Raw genomic sequence first — 12,975 nt, 5'->3', positions numbered from 1 at the left:
GTCAACTGTGGGAGGGGGCTTGCTCCCGATGGCGGTGGGTCAGTCAATTCATGTATCAACTGTAAAACTGCTATCGGGAGCAAGCCCTCTCCCACAAAATGCAAAAGCAAAACTGCTGTGTATGCAAAGCCGCATTTGATCCGCTTCAAACACTCAAAATCAAAAGCAGGCGGCCTGAAAGCCGACCCCATCTTCCAGGCTGAATGCAGTCAACTGTGGGAGGGGCTTGCTCCCGATGGCGGTGGGTCAGTCAATTCATGTATCAACTGTAAAACTGCTATCGGGAGCAAGCCCCCTCCCACAAAATGCAAAAGCAAAACTGCTGTGTATGCAAAGCCGCATTTGATCCGCTTCAACCACTCAAAATCAAAAGCAGGCGGCCTGAAAGCCGACCCCATCTTCCAGGCTGAATGCAGTCAACTGTGGGAGGGGGCTTGCTCCCGATGGCGGTGGGTCAGTCAATTCATGTATCAACTGTAAAACTGCTATCGGGAGCAAGCCCTCTCCCACAAAATGCAAAAGCAAAACTGCTGTGTATGCAACGCCGCATTTGATCCGCTTCAACCACTCAGGTCGGCTTTCAGGCCGCCGTGCTGTTGCTTTTGATCTGCTGTTGATCTGAGAAGCGCCCCGTTAAACCACGATGCCCACACTACGCCTTAACCGTCTGCGCCTTGGCCCGCATCTTGTCGGCCATCACCGTCATTTCGTCATACAACAACTGCGGGTTCTGCTGCTTCAATGCCCACGCCATTCGCCCCTGTTCATGCGGCAAAATCATAAACTCGCCCGCTGCCACCCGCAGGTAAATATAGTCAGCGATGTCCGCCGCCGTGATCGGCGAACTCTCCAGCAACTTACCCACCTGCGCCTTCATCGCTGGCGTAGGCCCGCGAAACGAGTCGAGCAAATTAGTCTGAAAAAACGACGGGCACACCACATGCACGCCCACTGCCTGCTGCTTGAGTTCCACCAGCAAACTCTCGGACAACGCCACCACGCCCGCCTTGGCCACGTTGTAATTGCTCATCGCGGGGCCCTGCATCAGCGCCGCCATCGAGGCGATGTTGATAATCCGGCCCTTGCTCTTTTCCAGCAGCGGCAGAAACGCCTTGCAGCCTTTAACCACGCCCATCAAGTTGATCGCGATCTGCCAGTCCCAGTCTTCCAGGGACAATTCGGCGAAGAAGCCACCCGACGCAACCCCTGCATTGTTGACGATCACATCAATACCCCCCAGCTTCACCTCGCACGCTTGGGCAAAAGCGGTGAGCTGGCTGTAGTCGCGCACATCGCAGCGCTGGGTAAAGCCGTCGCCACCCGCCTCGCGTACGCGCTTGAGGGTTTCCTGCAAGCCCGCCTCACTCACGTCAGACAAGGCCAACTGCCAACCCTCGCGGGCCCAGCGCAGCGCGATTTCGCGACCCAGGCCGGACCCGGCGCCGGTGATCATCATGCGATTTTGCATAGGACAGTAGCCTTGTGGTTCACAGTAGAAGTGATCCGCAGTGTAGCGAAGGTTTTTACCGCACCCACGCACCATCCAATTGATGAATGCCTTGAGCAAACCCAAGGCCGGGTGCGAGGACGACTTAACGCGTAAGTTCAATATTTCTCAACTAACGTGTGGTAAGTGCCAACGGGTTAAAAGAAATAAACATGTTTGCGAAATGCTTTAAGAAATCACGGAATTTTTTACCCGGTCGTACAGTCGGAGTTGTTAACGCGCTCGCATTTACAGTGTGCGGTCCCAACGTTAAATAACCGGTCCTTGAAGAAGGCCTATAAGGAAATAAAACATGAGCCTCATTCTAATCATCATCCTCATCCTGCTGCTGGTCGGCGGCCTGCCGGTGTTCCCGCACTCGCGTAACTGGGGCTATGGCCCGTCGGGTATCCTCGGTGTTGTGCTGGTGGTGCTGCTGGTGCTGTTGTTGCTCGGCCGGATATAAAAGCCGGACAAAAAAAGAGGCCTTAATGGCCTCTTTTTTTTCGTCGGTTAGTTAGTCGGGCTTGCCGTCAACTACACCGGCAGTGTTATCCAACAGGCTCTTGGTGGCCGTCTGCAGGAACGAATCGAGTTTCTGCTTCAACGCCGCTTCGTCCGGTGACTCGGAAATTAACTTACCGGTCGGGTTAGCGCCCAGTTCGTAGGACCACAGCTTCGGCGGCATTTCCTTCGGCAATACCAGCACGCGGTCATCTGTGACCAGCGCTACGGTCTGGTCGCTGCCCGACGGCTTGATTACGCCAAAGCCCTTGTCGCCTTCCGGCAGGTTGAGCAGGTCACGGCCCCAGCACTGGTGCAAGGTGTCGCCGCCCAGGCGGCCCATGATGGTTGGCACGATGTCGATCTGCGTACCCACGGTGTGGTCACGCTGGCCGAACTTCTCCTGCATGCCCGGTGCAATCATCAGCATCGGCACGTTGAAGCGGCCCAGGTCCATCTCGGTGATCTGCTGCTCGTTACCGAAGCCGTGGTCACCCACAACCACGAACAGGGTCTCTTTGAAGTACGGCTCTTTACGGGCTTTTTCAAAGAACTGGCCCAGCGCCCAGTCGGAGTAACGCATGGCCGTCAAATGCTCGTTGAGGCTGCCACGGTCGGTGACTTTCTCAACCGGCAATGGCGTCGGCAACGCGTACGGCGTGTGGTTGGAGAGGGTTTGCAGGAGTGCGTAGAACGGCTTGCCGCCTTCGCGGGCCTTCAGTTCTTCGAGGCCACGGTTGAACATGTCCTGGTCGGACACGCCCCACGTCGGGTCGGAGAACACCGGGTTAACGAAGTCATTACGCCCGATGAAGTTGGTCATGCCCTGGTTGCTGAAGAAGCCCGACTGGTTGTCCCAGGCGAAGTCGCCATTGTAGACATACACGTCGTCAAACTTGCGCGCGCTGAGCAACTGCGGCAGGCCCGACAGCTTGTGGCTGCCTTCCGGGGTTTGCATCAGGTATTCGAAGCCCGGCAGGTTCGGGAAGCAGGCCATGGTGGCAAACATACCCTGGTGGGTGTGGGTGCCGTTGGAGAAGAAGCGGTCGAACAGCAAACCTTCCTTGGACAACTTGTCGAAGGCCGGCGTGATATTGCCGGGGCGACCCAAGGCGCCCACCGAGTGCCCGGCGAAGCTTTCCATCAGGATCACGACGACGTTCTTGATCGGCAGGGTTTTCTCGGCCGGCGGCGTGTAGTCACGGCGTACGGCGGCAGTGTCGGCATCCACCAGCTTTTCTTGCGGCAGCAACAGCATGTCACGCACGGTCTGGGTGGCCAGCGGTTGCTCCAGGGTGGCTTTCCAGATGTTCGAGCGGTCTTCGGAGAAGCGCGACTTGGCCGCAGCGATCAGCGACAGGGTGCCGTTCAAGCCCAACTGGTTGGCGAAGTTCGAATCGGTGGTGTAAACATCACCCCAACGCAGCGGCGGGCCCTGGCGCAAGGTGCCACGGATGGCAACCACGGCGACCAACAGGCAGACCACGAACACCGCGATGCGGGTGTACCACGGCGCCACTTGGCGCGTGCCGACAGTGCCGCCGCTGAACGGCCCGCGTGGGCGCGTCGCACGGTCGGCGCCCTTGAAGGCGATGCTCAGAATCAACGTGCCCACGGCCCAGGCCAGCAGGTAGCGCACCACCGGGAAACCATACCAGAGCATGCTCATCACGGTTTTCGGGTCTTCTTTCACATACTGGAAGACCAGGCCGTTGAGGCGCTGGTGGAACTCACGATAGAAGTCCATCTCCATCAGGCCCAGGAACAGCGCAATGCTCGACGCGACGGTCAGCCACAAACGGAAGAACCCGCGCGCCGCCATGGCCCGAACGCTGAACAACGCCAGCAGCAGCGGGACCAGCACGTACATCACCAGGCGAATGTCCAGGCGCAGGCCGTTGCCGAAGGCTTCCAGGAAGGTTGAGGCCGGTGTGTCGAGGATCATCTCGCGGTTGTAGGCCAGCAGCGCCAGGCGCAGCAGGGAGAACATCACCATCATGACCAGTGCGCAGAGCAGCGTGTACGCCAGATGGGATTTGACGGTCGGTTGCAGCAGGCGATTAGAAGCTCGCTGCTGACTCAGGGCGTCCGGGTTTGCCATGTCGTTTCAGGACCCATTGGAAGTTTAAGTTGCGAAATAATGCAGTTGCGTCCGACCCTCGCCCAGGCTGGCTGGGGTAGGCGGTTAACGCGGTGGCGCAAATGGTGCCCGATCAACGGCATCAACGCTATTAATTACTCAACGTGCGCCGCTGACCCACCTTTAGTGGCGTGGGAAACAGGGCGTGAGGGGGAGCCATAAAGCCGGGGAATTGTCTTGGATAAGATGTGAAAATTGTGTGCAGCGAATATTTCGAAACACAAATCTTCTGAGCGCACATAAAGCAAATGTGGGAGGGGGCTTGCTCCCGATGGCGGTGTCTTAGTCATTAAACAAGTGACTGTCACACCGCTATCGGGAGCAAGCCCCCTCCCACATTGAGTCAGCGGTTATATCCGCACGTTACCGCGCGGCCCGGCGATTGCCCAGATGATCAGGCCCAGCACCGGCAGCAACAGGATCAGCAGAATCCACAGCACCTTGGCACCGGTGCTTGCGCCGCTTTTGAACACATTTATGATCGCCCAAATATCCAGCGCGAGGATGATCAGGCCAATCAGACCATTAAACGTTGAACCCATGGTGTCGCTCCTAAGTGAGGTCATGCAACTTGTAGGATAGCCAGCCCTGGCAGGGGTTCCGTTTTATTTCAGACGTGTAGGGCGATGCGCAGCGCTTCGAGGGAAGGTTCAGCCTTGATGCCGACCTCGGCACACAATTCAAGCACGCGCGGCAGGTCATTACCGTAGACCAACACGGCCTGTATCTCGTCATCGAGCAACTGGCTGAAATTAAGCAGCACATACCCGCCATCTTCCGGGCTGAGGGCACTCATCTGGATCTGGATACGGTTGAGCGCGGTGAGGTCCTCGGTTTTGGCCAACTGCTTGGGCTTGAGGTTGAACGCCACGCCCGCGCCGAACGACGCGACGATCTGCGCAAACAAATCGCCATAGGTGTCGGCCTGAAACAACACGGTATCCGGCAAGCTGCCCACCACTACCCACTCACCCAGCGTGATCGGGAAGGAGTCGTCGTAGTTGATGTCCGGGTTCGCTGCCAGGAATGCCGCAGGGTCAGCGTAGGCCTGCGCCGCTTCTTCGGCGATGCGCGCCACCTCGTCTGCGCTCATCACGCCGGCGCTGATTTTGCTGATGAGTTCGACGAGTGCGGCTTTCATGGGGAGATCCTGTGGTGGGCTGGTTTTAAAGGGCGCGTAGCCTACACCAGTTTCTGCAAGTGCGCCGCCGTGTCCATGGCCCCCATGGTCTGCGCCGCCGCCAGTGCGGTGGCACCCTGCGCGTCGGTGGCCTTGGGGTTGGCGCCCTGACCGAGCAAGTACTCAAGCATTTCGACACGGTTGAACATTGCCGCCATCATCAAGGCTGTACGGCCGTCCGAGGAGGCTGCGTCTACTGGCGCGCCGCCTTCGATCAGCGCCTTGACCACCGGCAGGTTGCCTTTGAACGCCGCACCGGCCATCGGCAATTGGTTCTTGTCATTGGCGATCAGCGGATCGGCCTTGGATTCCAGCAGCACTTTCACCGCGTCGACGTGGCCGTGGTAGGCCGACAGCATCAACAACGTGTCGCCGTTATGATTACGCAGGTTAGGCGGCAAGCCTTTGGCCAGCAACGCGGCGAGCATGGCGGCGTCGCCTTTGCGCGCGACATCGAAGACCTGCTCGGCAAACGCTGCGGCTTCGTCTTCGGTCATTTGTTTAGGCTGGTCTGGCATGTGGAGGCTCCTTGTGGGGTGCTGCTTTAAGTACTGGATAAGGCGCCCAGTGTCGCGACGGAGTTCCCTGCTGTCATGACTTTTTTGCCAAAAGTGAGCATAACCACAATCAATAGCGAAACTGCCCGCCCTGGATCTGCGCCAACAGTTCGCCGGTGACCGGGACGTAGCAGTCAGCGCCCGGCAGCCACGCATAGACCGGGTCGGTGCCAGCCTTGTGCGGGTCGAACGCTTCCTCCTTGAGCCGTACCTTCTGGTATTTGAACGTGCCGGTGGTGTCCATTTTCACTTTGATCCGCAGGAACAACGGCACAGCGTAGTGCGGTAACCGTCCGTGAGCGAACTGCAGCAGTTCACGCATATCCAGGCACGCCAGGGATTCACTCGGGGTGATGGCGACCATGCCCGCGCGGCCATTGGTGTTGTCGATCTCGACGCCGTAAGCCACCACTTCGGCGATCTGCGGGTGCTGCAGCAAGACGTTCTCGACTTCAGTGGTGGAGACGTTTTCGCCCTTCCAGCGGTAGGTATCGCCTAGGCGATCAACAAATTGCGCGTGGCCAAAGCCAATACTGCGCAACAGGTCGCCGGTATTGAAATAACGATCACCCTTCTCGAACACGTCCGTGAGCACCACCTTGCGGTTCTTTTCCGGCTCGGTGTAGCCGTCAAACGGCGATTTTTCGTCAATTTTGGCCAATAGCAGCCCCTGCCCGCCCGTTTGCACCTTGCGCATAAAACCATCACTACCACGTGTGGGCTCACCGCCTTCGTGGGAGTAGTCCACCAGCGCCCACTGCTGCAGGCAAAAGCCGATGGTGTTGTCGAAGTTCAGCACATTGGTAAAGCCGATATTGCCGTCGCTGGCAGCATACAGCTCGCACACATGCTCAACCGCGTAGCGCTGCTTGAACTGCGCCCACACACCGGGGCGCAGGCCATTGCCGACCATCTTGGTCACACGGTTATCGCGGTCCAGCGCGCCGGCTGGCTGATCGAGCAGGTAGCGGCACAATTCACCGACGTAACCCAAGGTGGTCGCGTTGAATTTTCGCGCATCCTCCCAGAACTGGCTGGCGCTGAATTTTCGCCGAATAGCGAACCCGGACGCTCCGACAATGGCCGAGCCCCAGCACACACACAACCCGGTGGCGTGGTACAGCGGCAAGGTGCAATACAGCACGTCTTGCGGGCACATGTTCAAGGCAATGCTGGCGAAGCTGACCGCAGTTTTGGTCCAGCGTCCGTGCTTCATGATGCCGGCCTTGGGCAAGCCCGTGGTGCCGGACGTGTAGATATAGAAGCACGCGTCGTTGAAAAAAACTTGCCCGGTGCTGGCGGGGTTTTCCACCGAGCCGTCGGCACTCGCGGCCATCAGGTCGATATAACCCTCGGGCAGCCTGCCGCTCTGTTGATCGGCGACATACCAGGTTCTGTCCGCGGTGATCGCCACGTGGTCGCGCACTGCCGCGTGAGCGTCTAGCAATTCTGCACCCACCACCATCGCCACCGGCTTCACCAGGTTCACGCTGTGCACCAGCGCCGCCTGGGTTTGCGAGGTGTTGAGCATGGCGCAGATGCCGCCCGACTTGGCCACCGCCAGCACGCTCAGCAGCAGCTCGGGGCGGTTTTCGATAAACAGCGCGACCACATCCCCCTTGCCGATGCCTTGGCCCTGCAGGTAATCGGCGATGCGGTTGGCACGCTGGTTGGCTTGGCGGTAGCTGAGCACGCTGTCGCCGTACAAAATCGCCGCGCCCTCGGGGTTGCGCAGCGCCGCCTGTTCAAACTGCCAACCAAGGCCGCAGGGCTGCCGTGGGTCGGTGACATTGGCGGCGCGCATGCCGCGCACCACACGCGGCAGCGCCCGAACAATCGCCGGCACCTTACGCAGCATTTTGCCCCACGTGATCATGTCGTCTTGCTGATGACTCATGGCGGAACGTCCTTTTTCTTATTGTTTGTCTGATCCAGAACAACCGCAGCGTTGACGCCAGGGCGGCGCGAATGCCTTGCTGGAAAATACGCCTGCCGTTCTTCGGCTGTACACGCAGGATTTGAAAAGTTTTGTATCCCGGCCCCACACGCTGTACCCAGGGAATTTTGCGGCGTGTGAACAGTCTTTATCAGTAAGCGAACCGTGAAATGCCCGGGTTAGATAGCGCAAAATGCAGGACGCACGATGGCCTTTCATGCAAATTGCACGAAAGTGAATTTCGTGAAAATTTTTAAGTTATTGATTTATAACGATTTTTTCGAACACCCAATACTGGCACAATCACTGCACCTATCACTCCATGCTTGCCAACTTGAGCCAACGGAGCTGATAGACATGAGCCTGATCCAAGATAAATTCGCTTCTGTATTTTCCCAATACGATGTCACCACTCAGCCACGCCCCGACGGCGGTATCCTGCTGACCCTGCGCAATAGCGAAGGCAAGCAGGTCAAGCGCTCGATTTCGTACCAACAGCTGCACACTGCCGATCAACTGACGTGGGTGATCAGCGCGATTCGTCGCGACCTGGCCGAACAAGCCAGTGACCTGCCGCAGATTTCGATGCTGCAAAGCCAGAACCGCTTTGCCCTGCCGACTTACCATTCGGCATAAGTGCCGGATGTAAAAAGCTGCCAGACATAAAAAGGGCCGCGACGCCGTTAAGCGTTGCGGCCCTTTTTTTTATGCGTTCAGCAAATGCCCTGGCGGGCCGCTTCATTCATCGCCTGTACACGGTTGCTGACTTCCAACTTGCCGTAGATGTTACGCAGATGGAATTTCACCGTAGCCTCGGAAATGGCGCGAATCTGGCTGATTTCCCAGACGGTCTTGCCCTCTGAGGCCCAACGCAGAACTTCCAGCTCGGTCGGTGTGAGGCGTTTGCCGCGTAAGCTCAGGCGCCGTCTAACCGCCATGGGCACCGCAGCCTGCGTACAGCACAAGTCCTCTGGGCCACTCATTAATCTCTCTCCTTTTTATTAACGTATCCCTACCACCCTTCGGATTCTTCCCATTGACAGGCGATATAAACATCGGGATTGGAGAGAGTTACATAACCCCGGAGATGAAAGCATAAGGCGCAGAATAAACAGCTGCGCCTTACAGAGAATTGGGTTTATTCCCACAGCAATTTCCAACGTGCTGCGGTTAAACAGTCAGATATGAATGCTTAATCGTCCAACCCTGGAAACTTGGCAGCAATACCGTCGCCGCTGAACGCTGGCTCACAGCCTTCGGCAGTATTGAACAGACGCATTACCACCACATGGGGGTTCTCACCCATATCAAACCAATGCGGCATGCCCGCCGGAATCACCAACAAGTCATTTTTCTCACAGCGTACGGCGTACACGTACTCACCGACGTGCAACGAGAACAGGCCTTGGCCGGCGATAAAAAACTGCACGTTGTCTTCGCTGTAGCGGCACGCCTTGAGCAACCTGGCGCGCAATTCAGCGTTGTGCGCAGGGTCGCCCGTCAAACTGAGCACCTGTGCGCCAGCGTAGCCCAGGGCGTCGATTTGCGGTTGGTACGCCGCGATCATTTCAGCGTCGCTGGCGCCCTGCTCGATGGGGCTGGGCTGCCAGCGCTCAAACCGCACGCCGAGTTCGGCCAGGGTAGCGGCGATGTCGCCGAAGTGGGTCAACACCTTGTTTGGGGTAGCGGGTGTGGCGACGTGGTAAACAGCGACATAACTCATTGCACGGTTCCTTGGTTCGGCGCTTGCAATCGAAGGCCAATGATAACGGCGGCTGCCAGCGCCGCAATGCTCGCAATGCTGAAGGTCAGCGTCGGGCCCAGCAGGTTCCAGCTATAACCCGAATACAAGGCGCCCAGCGCGCCCCCAGTACCGGACAGGGCGGCGTATAACGCCTGGCCCTGGCCTTGCTGTCGCGCGCCGAAACTGCGTTGCACAAAGGCAACCGCCGCTGCATGAAAGCTGCCAAAGGTGGCAGCGTGCATGAGCTGGGACAGCAGCAGCACCCAGAACACCTCGGCAAATGAACCCAGCAGCAGCCAGCGTACCGCCGCCAACAAGAAGCTTGCCAGCAACACCCGTCGCACTGAAAAGCGCGCAAGGATGCGGCTCATCGCCAGGAACATCAGCACTTCCGCCACCACGCCCAAGGCCCAGAGCATGCCGATGACGCCACGGCTGTAGCCCAAATGTTCGAGGTGCAGCGTGAGGAACGTGTAATACGGGCCATGACTCAGTTGCATCAGCGCCACGCAGGCATAAAACGCCAGCACCCCGGGGCTGCGCAGTTGCGTGAGGAACCCCTCGCCCGCCAGACGATTGCCGTGGGTGGCGGGCTGCGCGTTCGGCACCCACAGGCTCGCGCCAATAATACCGGCCATGATCACCACGACCACCACCGGGTAAATGTCCAGGCTCAACCCGTCGAACACACGCCCCATGATCACTACGGTGAGGATAAAACCGATGGAACCCCACAGCCGGAGCTGGCTGTAGCGTGCGGTATTTTTTTGCAGATGGGCCAGCGTGATCACTTCAAACTGCGGCAATACGGCGTGCCAGAAGAACGCATGCAGCGCCATCACCAAGGCCAGCCAGGCGTAGGTTTTGCTGACGAATATCAGCGAAAAGCTGGCCAGGGTGCACACCGCGCCAAACCGTACGATGGCCAGGCGCCGACCGGTGTAGTCGCCGAGCCAGCCCCACAGGTTCGGCGCCACGCAGCGCATCAACATGGGGATGGCCACCAACTCGCCGATGCGTGCGCTGGAGAACCCGAGGTGGTTGAAGTACAGCGCCAGGAATGGCGCGGTCGCCCCCAGCAGGGCGAAGTAGAACAGGTAGAAGCTGCAGAGGCGCCAGTATGGGAGGGCTGGAGTCAGCATAAGTGTGGGGTTGCAGGGGGCCGCTGCGCGGCCCAATGCGAGCAAGCGCGCTCGTCACTGGGAGCTTGCTTGCCGCATGCGGTCACAGTTGGCCCAGCACCGGGGTGGTTACGCGCACATCGGCGTTTTGCCCACGGTTGCGCAGCAGGTGGTCCATCAGCACGATGGCCATCATCGCCTCGGCAATCGGTGTGGCACGGATGCCCACGCACGGGTCGTGACGACCCTTGGTGATCACCTCGACCGCGTTGCCGTGTACGTCGATCGAACGGCCCGGGGTGGTGATGCTCGACGTGGCTTTCAACGCCAGGTGCGCAACAATCGGCTGGCCGGAAGAAATGCCGCCGAGGATGCCGCCCGCGTTGTTGCTGAGAAAACCCTGCGGCGTGAGTTCATCGCGGTGTTCGGTGCCGCGCTGCGAAACACAGGCGAAACCGGCGCCGATTTCAACGCCTTTCACCGCGTTGATGCTCATCAAGGCATGCGCGAGTTCGGCGTCGAGGCGGTCGAAGATCGGCTCGCCCAGGCCCGGTTTGACGCCCTCGGCGACCACGGTGATCTTGGCGCCCACGGAGTCCTGATCGCGGCGCAACTGGTCCATGTAGGCTTCCAGTTCCGGCACTTTGTCGGGGTCGGGGCTGAAAAACGCATTGTCGTCGACGCTGTCCCACGTTTTGAACGGAATTTCGATCGGGCCGAGTTGGCTCATATAGCCACGAACGACGATGCCCTGGGTCGCCAGGTATTTCTTGGCAATCGCACCGGCAGCCACGCGCATTGCGGTTTCGCGGGCCGAGCTGCGGCCACCGCCACGGTAATCGCGCTCGCCGTATTTGTGATGGTAGGTGTAATCGGCGTGGGCCGGGCGGAACAGGTCCTTGATCGCCGAGTAGTCCTTGGACTTCTGGTCGGTGTTGCGGATCAGCAGGCCGATGGCGCAACCGGTGGTGCGGCCCTCGAACACACCGGAGACTATCTCGACTTCGTCGGGCTCCTGGCGCTGCGTGGTGTGGCGGCTGGTGCCGGGCTTGCGGCGGTCAAGGTCACGCTGCAGGTCTTCCAGGCACAGCTCAAGGCCTGGCGGGCAGCCGTCGACAATGGCGACCAACGCCGCGCCATGGCTTTCGCCGGCGGTGGTGACTGTGAACAGCTTGCCGAAGGTATTGCCGGACATGCAGGGCGCTCCGTGAAATCAGTTGAATCAAGTCAACCGTAATAACTTAAGGCGGGCAGTATACGCAGGCTAACCGACTAGTTCATCCTCGAAACCTTACCGGTAGACGTTGGTCCAACCGGCACCTCCCCAATGATGGCGCGATGATGCTGCGAGTTCTGCTTTTGACCCTCACTCTGTTTTCCAGCCTTGGCTTCGCCGCCTCCCCCGTCGTGCTGCAACGGCCGATCAGCCTCGACACCGGCAGCGGCGAGCTGTTTGGCTCGCTGTTATTGCCCAAATCCGACGCGCCAGTCCCCGTGGTGTTGATCATTGCCGGTTCCGGCCCTACCGACCGCAACGGCAACAGTGCCGACGGCGCGCGCAACGACAGCCTCAAGCGCCTGGCCTGGGTACTGGCGCGGCACAACATCGCCAGCGTGCGCTATGACAAGCGCGGCGTGGCCGCCAGCCTCGCCGCCACCCCCGACGAACGCAACCTGACCCTGGACGCCTACGTGGCCGACGCGGTGGCCTGGGGCAAGCAGCTCAAAACCGACAAGCGCCTGGGCCCGCTGATCGTGCTGGGCCACAGCGAAGGCGCGCTGGTCGCTGCACTTGCCGCGCCGCAACTTGATCCCGCAGGTGTTATTTCCCTGTCCGGCAGCGCGCGCCCGGTAGACCAGGTAATCCGCCAGCAACTGGCCGACCATCTGCCCCCCGCCCTGTTGCTGCGCAGCAATGAAATACTCGACCACCTCAAGGCCGGCCAAGTGGATGCCGATGTGCCGCGCCCGCTGGAGGGTATTTTCCGACCGAGCGTACAGCCTTATCTGATCAGCCTGTTTCGCGCCGATCCGTCGGCCGCCTTCGCCAAACTGAACATGCCCGCGCTGATCATCCAGGGCACCCACGATATTCAAGTGGGCGTCGCAGATGCCCGGCAGCTGAAAAACGCCAAGCCCGACGCAGAGCTGACCGTGATCGAAGGCATGAACCATGTCATGCGTATCGTGCCCAAGGACGTGAAGGAGCAGTTGGAGTCCTACAACGACCCAAAACTCCCGCTCGCCGCCGAGCTGGGCGAGCGCATCGTGCGTTTTATCCAAGGGCTTCAACCGCGTTAAACGACT

14 protein-coding genes are annotated in these 12,975 nt (G+C 59.3%); 4 read left to right on the top strand and 10 right to left on the bottom strand.

Annotation, left to right across the window (positions count from 1 at the left end):
* Window positions 1–480: hypothetical protein (locus ACOZK9_RS25525; protein ID WP_421556843.1), on the top strand; the 480-nt coding region annotated here is incomplete at its 5' end.
* A 172-nt stretch (window positions 481–652) separates the two neighbouring features.
* Here the strand turns inward: ACOZK9_RS25525 and ACOZK9_RS25520 are convergent.
* Entirely contained in the window at window positions 653–1,468 is an 816-nt protein-coding gene (locus ACOZK9_RS25520; protein ID WP_421556842.1) for an SDR family oxidoreductase, read from the bottom strand.
* Between the two features lie 331 nt (window positions 1,469–1,799).
* On the opposite strand from ACOZK9_RS25520, the gene ACOZK9_RS25515 reads away from it, so the two are divergent.
* A complete protein-coding gene (locus ACOZK9_RS25515; RefSeq protein WP_015885095.1) occupies window positions 1,800–1,952 on the top strand; it encodes a DUF3309 family protein in 153 nt (50 codons plus the stop codon).
* A 51-nt stretch (window positions 1,953–2,003) separates the two neighbouring features.
* Here the strand turns inward: ACOZK9_RS25515 and ACOZK9_RS25510 are convergent, their stop codons facing one another.
* The 5 genes from ACOZK9_RS25510 to ACOZK9_RS25490 all read right to left on the bottom strand — a co-directional run bounded on the left by ACOZK9_RS25510 (window position 2,004) and on the right by ACOZK9_RS25490 (window position 7,764).
* Window positions 2,004–4,091, bottom strand: a complete 2,088-nt coding sequence (locus ACOZK9_RS25510; protein WP_122249549.1) for an LTA synthase family protein — start codon at window positions 4,089–4,091, stop codon at window positions 2,004–2,006.
* Between the two features lie 389 nt (window positions 4,092–4,480).
* The gene (locus tag ACOZK9_RS25505) at window positions 4,481–4,672 is read right to left on the bottom strand and encodes a PLDc N-terminal domain-containing protein (protein ID WP_003172956.1); all 192 of its coding nucleotides are present in this window, start codon (window positions 4,670–4,672) and stop codon (window positions 4,481–4,483) included.
* A gap of 68 nt (window positions 4,673–4,740) precedes the next feature.
* Window positions 4,741–5,271, bottom strand: a complete 531-nt coding sequence (locus ACOZK9_RS25500; RefSeq protein ID WP_058414201.1) for a hypothetical protein — start codon at window positions 5,269–5,271, stop codon at window positions 4,741–4,743.
* 41 nt (window positions 5,272–5,312) lie between these two features.
* Window positions 5,313–5,828, bottom strand: a complete 516-nt coding sequence (locus ACOZK9_RS25495) for an ankyrin repeat domain-containing protein (protein ID WP_058414202.1) — start codon at window positions 5,826–5,828, stop codon at window positions 5,313–5,315.
* Window positions 5,829–5,937: 109 nt separating this feature from the next.
* Window positions 5,938–7,764 (bottom strand): long-chain-acyl-CoA synthetase, encoded by a 1,827-nt coding sequence (locus tag ACOZK9_RS25490; protein ID WP_421556841.1) that lies wholly within the window; start codon window positions 7,762–7,764, stop codon window positions 5,938–5,940.
* 396 nt (window positions 7,765–8,160) lie between these two features.
* Here ACOZK9_RS25490 and ACOZK9_RS25485 point away from each other — a divergent pair, with 396 nt between their 5' ends.
* A complete protein-coding gene (locus tag ACOZK9_RS25485; RefSeq protein ID WP_048721059.1) occupies window positions 8,161–8,439 on the top strand; it encodes a DUF3509 domain-containing protein in 279 nt (92 codons plus the stop codon).
* A gap of 77 nt (window positions 8,440–8,516) precedes the next feature.
* On the opposite strand, the gene ACOZK9_RS25480 is transcribed toward ACOZK9_RS25485, so the two are convergent.
* The 4 genes from ACOZK9_RS25480 to aroC form a co-directional block, all read right to left on the bottom strand.
* Entirely contained in the window at window positions 8,517–8,786 is a 270-nt protein-coding gene (locus ACOZK9_RS25480) for a response regulator transcription factor (protein WP_058414204.1), read from the bottom strand.
* A gap of 209 nt (window positions 8,787–8,995) precedes the next feature.
* Entirely contained in the window at window positions 8,996–9,526 is a 531-nt protein-coding gene (locus ACOZK9_RS25475; protein WP_421556840.1) for an acireductone dioxygenase, read from the bottom strand.
* Window positions 9,523–10,686, bottom strand: coding sequence for an MFS transporter (locus ACOZK9_RS25470; protein WP_152745603.1), 1,164 nt, complete (start codon window positions 10,684–10,686; stop codon window positions 9,523–9,525). The genes ACOZK9_RS25475 and ACOZK9_RS25470 overlap by 4 nt, the downstream gene beginning before the upstream one ends.
* 85 nt (window positions 10,687–10,771) lie before the next feature.
* Window positions 10,772–11,863, bottom strand: a complete 1,092-nt coding sequence (aroC, locus tag ACOZK9_RS25465; RefSeq protein ID WP_058414206.1) for a chorismate synthase — start codon at window positions 11,861–11,863, stop codon at window positions 10,772–10,774.
* A gap of 143 nt (window positions 11,864–12,006) precedes the next feature.
* Between aroC and ACOZK9_RS25460 the strand changes: the two genes are divergently transcribed.
* Window positions 12,007–12,969 (top strand): alpha/beta hydrolase, encoded by a 963-nt coding sequence (locus ACOZK9_RS25460; protein WP_152745596.1) that lies wholly within the window; start codon window positions 12,007–12,009, stop codon window positions 12,967–12,969.
* The last annotated feature ends 6 nt before the right edge of the window (window positions 12,970–12,975 follow it).

Origin of the sequence: Pseudomonas kitaguniensis, from assembly GCF_049199985.1 — a bacterium.
GTDB lineage: Bacteria > Pseudomonadota > Gammaproteobacteria > Pseudomonadales > Pseudomonadaceae > Aquipseudomonas > Aquipseudomonas kitaguniensis.
Note: the sequence above shows the minus strand (reverse complement) of the source record. Positions and strands in the feature narration are given on the sequence as shown.

What these genes read in the sequence shown, in the direction of transcription:
- aroC (WP_058414206.1), bottom strand. Translation starts at nt 11,863, where the DNA reads ATGTCCGGCAATACCTTCGGCAAGCTGTTCACAGTCACCACCGCCGGC.
- ACOZK9_RS25475 (WP_421556840.1), bottom strand. Translation starts at nt 9,526, where the DNA reads ATGAGTTATGTCGCTGTTTACCACGTCGCCACACCCGCTACCCCAAAC.
- ACOZK9_RS25520 (WP_421556842.1), bottom strand. Translation starts at nt 1,468, where the DNA reads ATGCAAAATCGCATGATGATCACCGGCGCCGGGTCCGGCCTGGGTCGC.
- ACOZK9_RS25460 (WP_152745596.1), top strand. Translation starts at nt 12,007, where the DNA reads ATGATGCTGCGAGTTCTGCTTTTGACCCTCACTCTGTTTTCCAGCCTT.
- ACOZK9_RS25515 (WP_015885095.1), top strand. Translation starts at nt 1,800, where the DNA reads ATGAGCCTCATTCTAATCATCATCCTCATCCTGCTGCTGGTCGGCGGC.
- ACOZK9_RS25500 (WP_058414201.1), bottom strand. Translation starts at nt 5,271, where the DNA reads ATGAAAGCCGCACTCGTCGAACTCATCAGCAAAATCAGCGCCGGCGTG.
- ACOZK9_RS25485 (WP_048721059.1), top strand. Translation starts at nt 8,161, where the DNA reads ATGAGCCTGATCCAAGATAAATTCGCTTCTGTATTTTCCCAATACGAT.
- ACOZK9_RS25490 (WP_421556841.1), bottom strand. Translation starts at nt 7,764, where the DNA reads ATGAGTCATCAGCAAGACGACATGATCACGTGGGGCAAAATGCTGCGT.
- ACOZK9_RS25480 (WP_058414204.1), bottom strand. Translation starts at nt 8,786, where the DNA reads ATGAGTGGCCCAGAGGACTTGTGCTGTACGCAGGCTGCGGTGCCCATG.
- ACOZK9_RS25510 (WP_122249549.1), bottom strand. Translation starts at nt 4,091, where the DNA reads ATGGCAAACCCGGACGCCCTGAGTCAGCAGCGAGCTTCTAATCGCCTG.
- ACOZK9_RS25505 (WP_003172956.1), bottom strand. Translation starts at nt 4,672, where the DNA reads ATGGGTTCAACGTTTAATGGTCTGATTGGCCTGATCATCCTCGCGCTG.
- ACOZK9_RS25495 (WP_058414202.1), bottom strand. Translation starts at nt 5,828, where the DNA reads ATGCCAGACCAGCCTAAACAAATGACCGAAGACGAAGCCGCAGCGTTT.